The sequence below is a fragment of the Streptomyces sp. NPDC127197 genome, assembly GCF_042672405.1.
GTDB classification, from domain to species: Bacteria; Actinomycetota; Actinomycetes; order Streptomycetales; family Streptomycetaceae; genus Streptomyces; species Streptomyces flavusporus.
In genome coordinates, this window is sequence record NZ_JBHXVG010000044.1 from 44968 (window position 1) to 53844 (window position 8877).

An 8877-nucleotide genomic window follows, 5' to 3' on the forward strand; every position below is an offset into this window, starting at 1 on the left:
CAACCGCCGGGGGTGAACTCCACCTGCAAGATCAGAGTCGGCAGGCAGGGGCGAGGAGGTCGGGGTGGCGAGGACGACGCGGATGCCGTTGTCGTCCTCTTGCCAGGTCTCCTCCGGCCACTGCTCGGGGTTGTAGTCGCCGCCGAAGAGGAGGCGGCCCCGGGTCGCATCGCCCAGGTCGGGCATCAGGCGGGCTCCCCGTACTGCACTCCGCGTCCGTTGGTGGAGACGTAGACCCGGCCGTACACGCGCGGGTCGCCGGTGATGGCGGCTCCGGTCCAGCCCCACTGGTGCTGGTCGTCGTTGATCCGCGTCCAGGTCTTCGCCTCGTCGTCGGAGCGGTAGACGGCGTTGAAGCTGTCGACGGCACCGACCATGTAGATCGCCGGGTAGGAAGCACCCCTGGCGGCCTTGTCGAAGCCCAGGGTGTGTGCGGCGTGGCTTTCCTCTTCTTCCGCGGGACAAAGGGGAAGGTGACGCCCTCAGGGGCGCGGGGCGGTATCGCTGTGGGGGCTCCGCCGCGTGGGCGCGACCAGCCACAACGAAGTCGCGGACCTAGGACCGACGGCTCTACGACCCGGGGCGGGTCAAGGGCGTCACCCCTTGATCGCGCCGGTGAGCATGCCCTTTTTTGAAATGCCGCTGGACGAACGGGGAGGCGACCGCGACGGGGATCAGTGCGAGGACCATGACGGCCATTTGCAGTCCCAGTGCGGAGAGCTGCCCCGTACGCACCGCCTGCTGAAGCCCCGTCGGCGCCTCGGTGTTCTTCTGCACCAGCTGGATGAGCACGTTCTGCAGCGGCATCATCTGCTGGTCGGTGAGATAGATGGACGCGTTGAACCAGGCGCTCCAGTACCCGACCGCGTAGAACAGGGAGATGACGGCCAGCACGGCGCGGGACAGCGGCATGATGATGGTCATCAGGATGCGCAGATCACTTGCCCCGTCGATACGCGCTGACTCGGTGAGTTCGGGCGTGATCCCCATGAAGAAGGCCCGCAGGACGAGGATGTTGAAGACGCTGACCGCGCTCGGCAGGATCAGCGCCAGGTAGGTGTCGGTGAGGCCCAGCGACTGCACCAGCAGGTACGTCGGAATGAGCCCGGCCCCGAAGAACATGGTCGCCATCATGGTCATCAGGAAGAACCGGTGCCCCAGACTGCCCGGCCGGGACAGGCCGTAGGCCGCGAGTACCGACACCGTCATCGAGAACAGCGTGCCCGAGTCGGCCAGAAGCGCGTATCCGTCCTGATGGCTGGTCAAGGGAATGGGCACCGGGAGGCGGCGGCGCAGGAGATGGGCGTACGAGCGCAGGTCGTCGACGGCTGAGTGGGGCGGTTCACCCACCCACAGGCCGTCCGTCAGGGTGTAGGGAGGCACCGCACGCCCCGGCCGGAGCACGAGCGCGGTGAGGAGCGCGCTCGGCTCGGTGCTGCGGAGCAGCCCCGAGTCGCCTGCAAAAACGCCGTCGACAGAAACTCAACGCCCGCCACAGCTACGCCACCCACCGGACAGGAGCGGCGGTTCCAGCGCCGGGTCAGGGGCGAGAGCCGTCCTCCAGCTTCTCGAAGAAGAACTCGTGTTTGAGGAAGGAGACGTCGTACTCGTGACCGGGCTGCGGGGGCAGCAGTTGGGAGGCCTGGAACAGGCGCCACCCGTCCTGCAACGCGCCAAGCCCGGTGGAATAGGGCGGCTCGTCGCTGTCACCGGTCGTCGGACGGGTCCGGCCGGTCCCGTCGTAGCGGGACCAGCCCACGACGGGGGAGTCCAGCGCCGACGTCGCGAGATAGAGGACCAGAACCTGCTGCCTCATGCGTGACTCCTCAGGGCCGGCCGGTTGCTGACGCGCGTGACCCAGTAGTCGACGTCGAACGAGTCGTCTCCGGTCAGGGCCCGCCACAGCAGGACCCGGTTGTAGATCTCCAGTCGGCCCGTGGCCCACTCGTACCAGGGGAAGTACGTGTTGAGTTCCGCGGTCACCGCGGGGTCGTGCAGGTCGGAGACGTCCCACAGACGCACCTGCGGCACGGTCGGGTTGAGGCGGAGTTTGTACATGTAGCGCCGGCCCGCGGTGTCGTTGCGGCGGCCACTGTGCCAGATGCCGTGATGCACGAGAACGACCGTGCCCGCCGGGCAGGTCAGACGGGTCTGTCCCCGGAGGTTCTGGACGCGGCCGACGTCCGTCTCGTTGATCCTGCGCAGATGGCTTCCGGGCACGCTGAGGGTGCCGCCCATCTCGGCGGTCACCTCGTGCGGGTAGTACATGAGCTGGATGTCGAACGCGTCCGGCCGCACGTCGATGATCGCGTCCCCGTGGAGCGGCTGCGCCTGTCCCTCGTGCGGCTCGCGCACATGAACCGCATGGTGGTCGACGGTCGGCTCGGGGCCGACCAGGCTCTCGACAGCGCCCGCGACGACCGGCAGGGCGAGCAGCTCGTGGACGAAGGTGTCCTGCGCGAACGCCCCGCCCAGCGGAGTGCCGTAGGACACTTCCGGCAGGCCCTCGGTCAAGGCCGCGATGGCCCGTTCATTGATCTCCTGCGGCACCACCCCGTCCAGGCGCAGGAATCCCTGCGCTACGAAGCGCGCCACCTGAACCGATGTCAGGAGTTGCTTGCTGGTTGACATGCGACGAACGTACGTGCCCAGTCCGGCTCGGTCGTGGGCTGAAATCGTCCAGTGCTGGTAATTTTCCGTCCTCGTGAAACACGTAACGCTGCGGCTCGACGAGGCGCCCACCGTGGTTGACGCCGGCATCGGGGTACACGGCGTCTCCACCGCCCACGATGTCTTCCGGCTGCCTGATCTGTGGCAGCTGCACCTCTACCACTACGAGGGTGCTCTGTCCCTCGGGCAGTCGGTCCACCCCATACGTCCCGGCCACGTCAGCCTCGTGCCGCCGAACACGGAGGTGCACTTTCACTACCGGGGCAGGTCGGAACATTTCTACGTCCACCTGCGGCTGCACGACGGCGGAACCGCGCGGGTGGTGCCGGTGATGCAGGACGCCGCGGCCGAGAGCACCCGCCTGGCCGACCTGCTCCGACACGCCGTGACGGCCATGCCGACCTCTCCCCCACGAGCCACGGCCGAGGTCTGGACCGCTCTGTGGCGCATCGCCGAGCTGCCGAGGGGCGAGGGAGCCGGGCGCCGCCACCCCTTCGTGGCCGCAGCCCAGGCCTACGTCGAGGAACACCTGGCAGGCCCGCTGTCCGTACCGGACGTCGCTCGCGCCGTCGGAATCTCCCACACACACCTGACACGCGTGTTCCGTGCAGAAACCGGCCTCACGGTCGTGTCGTACATCCGGCACCGACGCCTTCAGCGCGCCCGTCACCTTCTGCTGTCCTCCACCCTGTCCATCACCGCCGTCGCCGCGGCTGTGGGCATCGCCGACCTCCAGGCCTTCAACAAGGCCTGCCGCCGTGAACTCGGCGCGAGCCCGCGCGACGTACGTGCGGCTGCCCCGGCGGGGCTGGATGGCCGAGGCCCGCACGAAAGCCCCATCGAGACGGCGCGCCAGTGCCGCTGACGGGGCCTCACTGCTCGGCGTGACCCCGAGCGGCTACGGTCCAGACCGCGAGTGATCGAATAACCGTCGAAGCGTGCTCCCCGCCCAGCGGGCCCGCGTCGACACGGGGCAGGCTCCACCAGTCGGGTCCGGCCAAGGAGTGAGTACGACATGGGTGGGCAGAGTGAAGTCCGCATATGGAACAGGTGAGTTCGCGAACGAGCCCCGCGAGGCCGCGCCGGCGCAGGTGGCTGGTGTGGTTCCTGGCCGCGGTCGCTGAGCGGGACCGACGGCAACTCCCTCAAGAACGTGCTCGAAGGACGCGCCGAACTGCTCAACGGCACCCTCACCGCCGAACCCACCCCACCGGGCGGATGCGAGATCCAACTACGGGCCTCCACCCGCCCCGCCTGAGCACAACCCGCCCGACGCAGATCGGCGCCGCTTCGCGGAACGCGCCCTGGGCCCGATGATCTCCCGCCGGGTGGTGTAGCCGATCAAGGCACCGGAATCCACAGGTCGGGGCGGTGGTTCCGCCGACTCCCGGGCTCAACTCGCCTCAGCAGGGCGCCTCGTGGGCTGCCGTGTGTGAGGAGATCGCCAAGGGCCTCGTACCGGAACGCGTAACCCTTGATCCCCTACACCACGACGCGGGACGCAGCCCTGGGCCCCGTACCTCTCGGCCAAGGTGCGGACGCTGGTCCCCTTCCACGGGGCCTCTACCCGATCTTGTGGAGGCACCGGACAACCCCCCGGCCTCTGCCATCTCGCCGAGCGAATCGGCCGCACACCGATCCTCCACGTATCGGTGTGTGTCCGCCGGTCACGTCGGCATAGCGGGGTCGATTGCGACAAGGCTCCCGCCTCCGACGCCGAGAAGCGTCGGGGCAGAAGTGGGTGTGACGCCGAGGACACGTCGAAGGATGCCGAGAGGCACGGGTGGCCTCATGAGCGAGGGCCTCCGAGGGCTTCCGCGGTGATGGTGTGGCCGTCGTCGGCCTCCTGGACCACGTCGCGCTCGGCTCGCTCAGGATCAGCCAGTAGACAGGGGGGCGGCCCTGATCCATGGGCGGCTGCCATGTGCATGCGGGGTCGCTCGGGAGCTGACCTGCGGTGGAGCCGTCGGTGCCTGGCGTGCGGTCGACTGGGTCCCCGGTGTTACCCGTGGTTCCGGCAGGATCTGGCACGGGGCCGCCCTTGAAGCTCGCCGCGCCAAGGCTTGCAGTGCCGACGCTGACCATGCGGTTCCGAGGCACCTGCCGGCTGCTGCCACCTTGTGTTCGATTCATTCGACTCCTAATGTCGTCATCGCCCCTGCGGATGTGCCCTGATCTGCGGGGTTGCCGACGCAAGCGCTTCGACGACCGTGCGCCGAGCGGACCCGTCGACTACGCGCACGTCCCCGCCGTTCCCTCCCGATGGTTTCTGAAGGCTGGAGATGTCATGCAATTGTCACGCCGTGGCGTTCTGATCCTGGGCGCAGCCGGCGCGGCCCTCGCCGGAGGCCTTCCCACGGGCTCGGCCCGGGCGGCCGAGGCCGAGACGGCCGACGGAACGGACGCTTCCACGCGCACCGAGCGCCTGTATCTGTCCGGCGAGGACGCCGACAACCCGGTCGACTGGGACTTCCTGTGCACCAGCGGGCGGCGCAGCGGCAGTTGGGGCAGCATCCCGGTGCCGTCCAACTGGGAGTTCCAGGGATACGGCACGTACAACTACGGGTGGAATCTGCGCCCGGAGGAAAAGGGCCGCTACCGGCACACCTTCACGCCGCCCGCCCACTGGCGTGACAGACGCGTCTTCCTCGTCTTCGAAGGGTCGATGACCGAGACCGAGGCGTGGATCAACGGCGAGTCGGCCGGGCCCGTCCACCGCGGCGGCTTCTACCGGTTCCGGCACGAGGTGACCGGAAAGCTGCGTCCGGGCCAGGACAACCTCCTGGAGGTGACCGTCAGCAAGGAGTCCACCGACGACTCCGTCAACCGGGCCGAACGCCTCGGGGACTACTGGAACTTCGGCGGCATCTACCGCCCCGTCCATCTCGAGGCGTTCCCGCTCCAGCACATCGAACGCATCGCCGTCGACGCCCGCGCCGACGGCACACTGCGGATCGACGCCCATCTGTCGGGTACCGGTTCCGCCGACCGTCTCGTCGCCCGGGTCACGGACCTCTCCGGGCGCCCGGTCGGTGCCCCGTTCACCGCGGCCGTCGCTCCCGGCGACACGACGGTGACACTCAGGGCCGCTGTCGACTCCCCCCGGCAGTGGACGGCGGAGACTCCGCACCTCTACCGCGTCGAGGTCGCGCTCCGCGCCGGCGACCGCCGCACCGTCCACCGCGTCGACGAGAGATTCGGCTTCCGCACCGTCGAGGTGCGCCCCGGCGACGGCGTGTACGTCAACGGCGTCAAGATCCTCCTCAAAGGAGCCAACCGGCACACCATCTGGCCCACGTCCGGCCGGGCGACCAGCGCGCGCATCAGCCGCAAGGACATCCTCCTGATGCGGGAGATGAACATGAACGCGGTCCGCATGTCCCACTACCCGCCGGACACGCACTTCCTCGACCTCGCCGACGAACTCGGGCTGTATGTACTCGACGAACTGGCCGGCTGGCAGAAGTCCTACGACGAAGCGGCAGGCAGACCCCTCGTCGCCTCAATGGTCACCCGTGATGTCAACCACCCGTCGATCCTGTTCTGGTGCAACGGCAACGAAGGCGGCTGGAACACCGCCCTCGACGACGACTACGCCCGCCACGACCCCCAGCAGCGCACCGTCCTCCACCCCTGGGCCACCTTCGGCGGCATCAACACCGACCACTACGAGACGTACGACAGCACACGCCGCATCCTCCAGGAACGCGGCGACGTCTTCATGCCCACCGAGTTCCTCCACGGCCTCTACGACGGCGGCGCCGGCGCGGGGCTCGACGACTACTGGAAGCTGATGGGCCGTGAACGGCTCTGCGCCGGAGGCTTCCTGTGGTCACTGGTCGACGAGGGCATCGTGCGGGACGACCTCGGCGGCGCCATCGATGTGGCGGGCAACGCCGCACCCGACGGCATCCTCGGCCCCTTCCGCGAGAAGGAGGCCAGCTTCTACACGATCAAGGACATCTGGTCTCCCGTACAACTCGCCGAGCCGGAGCGGTTCACCTCCGGCTTGCCGGACGACTTCGACGGCCGGATCGCCCTCACCAACCACTACGCCTTCACCAACACCCGTACCTGCCGCTTCACTTGGCGGCTCCTGAACTTCCGCACCCCCTCGCAGCGGCGGGACGGCCACACCGTGCGCGCCCAAGGCACCGCCTCCGCGCCGGACATCGAACCCGGCGCGCAAGGAGTGCTGCGCCTGCCCCTGCCGTCCGGCCGGCGACGCGCCGACGCCCTGGCGCTCACCGTCACCGACGCCGACGGCCACGAGATCCGCCGCTGGACATGGACCATCGCCTCCGCCGCCGACCAGGCCCGACGGCTGGTACGGACGGGCCCGGGACCAGCCGTACGCGGCCGGCTCGCGGACGACAGGCTCACCCTCGCATCCCGCCACACCACGGTCACGCTCGACGCCACGACGGGCATGCTGGCCGGCGTCACCCACCGAGGGACGGACTTCGCGCTGTCCCGCGGCCCGCTGCCCACCACCGGAACGGCCGACCTCACCCGCCTGACGCACGGGTCCGACGGCAACGGCTACACGGTGCAGGCCGAGTACTCCGGCGTCCTGCGCCACGTCCGGTGGCATCTGCACCCCAGCGGCTGGCTGCAGTTGGACTACCGCTACCACCTCACCGGCGAGCACGACCTCTTCGGCGTCGGCTTCGACCACCCCGAATCGCAGGTGACCGGCGTGACATGGCTCGGCCACGGACCTCACAGGGTGTGGAAGAACCGGCTGCGCGGCGTCGCGACGGACGTCTGGACGAAGCAGTACAACGACACCGCGACCGGTGCCGACGGCTGGGTGTACCCGGAGTTCAAGGGCTATCACGCGGGCGTCCGCTGGGCGTCCCTGCACACCACCGCCGGACGCATCACCATGATCTCCGAGGACGAGAACCTCTACCTCCGCCTCTTCACCCCCCGGTTCGGACCCGACCCCCGCCATACCGCGCCGCCCTTCCCGAAGGGAGACCTGTCGTTCCTCGACGCCATCCCGGCCATCGGCACCAAGTTCGACGCACCGTCCGCGCTCGGCCCCAGCGGCGGCCCCACCACGGCGACGGGCGACTACGGTCGAACCCTGTACTTCTCGTTCTCCCAGTAGCGCCTCCACCCCCTCCCCGACGCCGCACCATGCGGCCGGGCCCCCTGCCGACCGGCGCTGCACACAGGTGCTCGACCTCACTTTCCCGAGGCGTGCGCCTGCTCCCACGACCGTGACGGCCAGTGCCGATATGCGCCTGGTCCGCCGAGGAGGAGCCCGGCGCACTGGTCTTCCTCTGCGAGAGGGTGCCCTTTCGGCGCACCTCCTTCGCCCTCCCGGACGGCTTCCGCTTCTACGAAACTTCGTCACACCGGACACACCCTGACGACCCACTCGCGCGCGCCCTCAGTGACACGATGGTCCGCCTAGGCCGGTCCTACGAGCAGGCATCCCTCAGCACTCCGACACCCACAGGCCGCAAGCAGCGGCCTCATGGCCCGTTGTGGTGCGCGCCCTCCGCCCCCGGGTCTGGACAATAGACAACCCCCGGGTCCATGACCTGGGGGTTCATGTGGGAGCGGGTGACGAGAATCGAACTCGCGCTCTCAGCTTGGGAAGCGACGGACCTTGTGCACCCATGTGGCTTCTGACCTGGATGTCTCCAGCCCGAAACTCCACCTTCTCCTCGAAACGCCGTCGTTCGCGACGGACGCGGCGACCCAGTACGAACGCCAGTCGATTCATGGCGAGTTGGTGGACGCCGACCAGGCAGAGTTCGACCAGGTTGTTGTAGGACGCCCTGGGCCGCGAGGACAGTGGGCCCGAAGCGGAACGACACTCATGGCGAGCCGTCGGGGAGCAACTCGGATGGGCCCCGCGTCGCGAACGGCCCGGAGACGTTCCGCTCAACACCGCCTTGACCGTCGAGGTCCCCGGGCCGACTGCGCCTGGAAGAGAGTCGACGCCTACCTGGTCAAGCACGCCGAGATCGACTCAGCGCACAGTCGTAGGATGCTCGTCCTCGCTGTCCTGCCATGTATGAGCCGACCGCAGCCGGTGCCGTCCCCAGCGCGACCGGGCACCGGTGTTCTCCCGGGGTCTGAGCCCGGAGAGGGCTCAGATCCCGGGCTCGGGGTTCATCCGGTGGTCAGAGTGGTCCACTTCTGGTTGGAGCCGCCGTTGCAGTCCCACAGCACGAGCTGTGTGCCGTC

At 68.8% G+C, this 8877-nt stretch carries 4 protein-coding genes and 3 pseudogenes; 2 read left to right on the forward strand and 5 right to left on the reverse strand.

All coding sequences use genetic code 11. The features are described 5' to 3' along the window. The 5 genes and pseudogenes from ACFVJQ_RS38615 to ACFVJQ_RS38635 form a co-directional block, all read right to left on the reverse strand. A pseudogene (locus ACFVJQ_RS38615) lies at positions 1 to 186 on the reverse strand (hypothetical protein); the annotation flags it as partial. Then, a pseudogene (locus tag ACFVJQ_RS38620) lies at positions 186 to 437 on the reverse strand (1,4-beta-glucanase); the annotation flags it as partial. The pseudogenes ACFVJQ_RS38620 and ACFVJQ_RS38615, both read right to left, overlap by 1 nt. Positions 438 to 596: 159 nt before the next feature. Further along, positions 597 to 1224 (reverse strand): annotated as a pseudogene (locus tag ACFVJQ_RS38625) (carbohydrate ABC transporter permease); the annotation flags it as partial. A 316-nt stretch (positions 1225 to 1540) separates the two neighbouring features. Beyond that, positions 1541 to 1816: a hypothetical protein gene (locus ACFVJQ_RS38630; protein ID WP_385516073.1), complete on the reverse strand. Its 276-nt coding sequence runs from the start codon at positions 1814 to 1816 to the stop codon at positions 1541 to 1543. Continuing rightward, a complete protein-coding gene (locus ACFVJQ_RS38635; protein WP_385790419.1) occupies positions 1813 to 2631 on the reverse strand; it encodes a phytanoyl-CoA dioxygenase family protein in 819 nt (272 codons plus the stop codon). Before ACFVJQ_RS38635 ends, ACFVJQ_RS38630 begins: the two co-directional genes overlap by 4 nt. A 73-nt stretch (positions 2632 to 2704) precedes the next feature. On the opposite strand from ACFVJQ_RS38635, the gene ACFVJQ_RS38640 reads away from it, so the two are divergent. Next, positions 2705 to 3535, forward strand: a complete 831-nt coding sequence (locus ACFVJQ_RS38640) for a helix-turn-helix domain-containing protein (RefSeq protein ID WP_385516075.1) — start codon at positions 2705 to 2707, stop codon at positions 3533 to 3535. Between the two features lie 1422 nt (positions 3536 to 4957). Further along, positions 4958 to 7786, forward strand: coding sequence for a glycoside hydrolase family 2 TIM barrel-domain containing protein (locus ACFVJQ_RS38645; RefSeq protein WP_385516076.1), 2829 nt, complete (start codon positions 4958 to 4960; stop codon positions 7784 to 7786). The last annotated feature ends 1091 nt before the right edge of the window (positions 7787 to 8877 follow it).

Coding starts and splice junctions, on each gene's coding strand:
- ACFVJQ_RS38630 (WP_385516073.1), bottom strand. CDS start 1,816: ATGAGGCAGCAGGTTCTGGTCCTCTATCTCGCGACGTCGGCGCTGGAC.
- ACFVJQ_RS38635 (WP_385790419.1), bottom strand. CDS start 2,631: ATGTCAACCAGCAAGCAACTCCTGACATCGGTTCAGGTGGCGCGCTTC.
- ACFVJQ_RS38645 (WP_385516076.1), top strand. CDS start 4,958: ATGCAATTGTCACGCCGTGGCGTTCTGATCCTGGGCGCAGCCGGCGCG.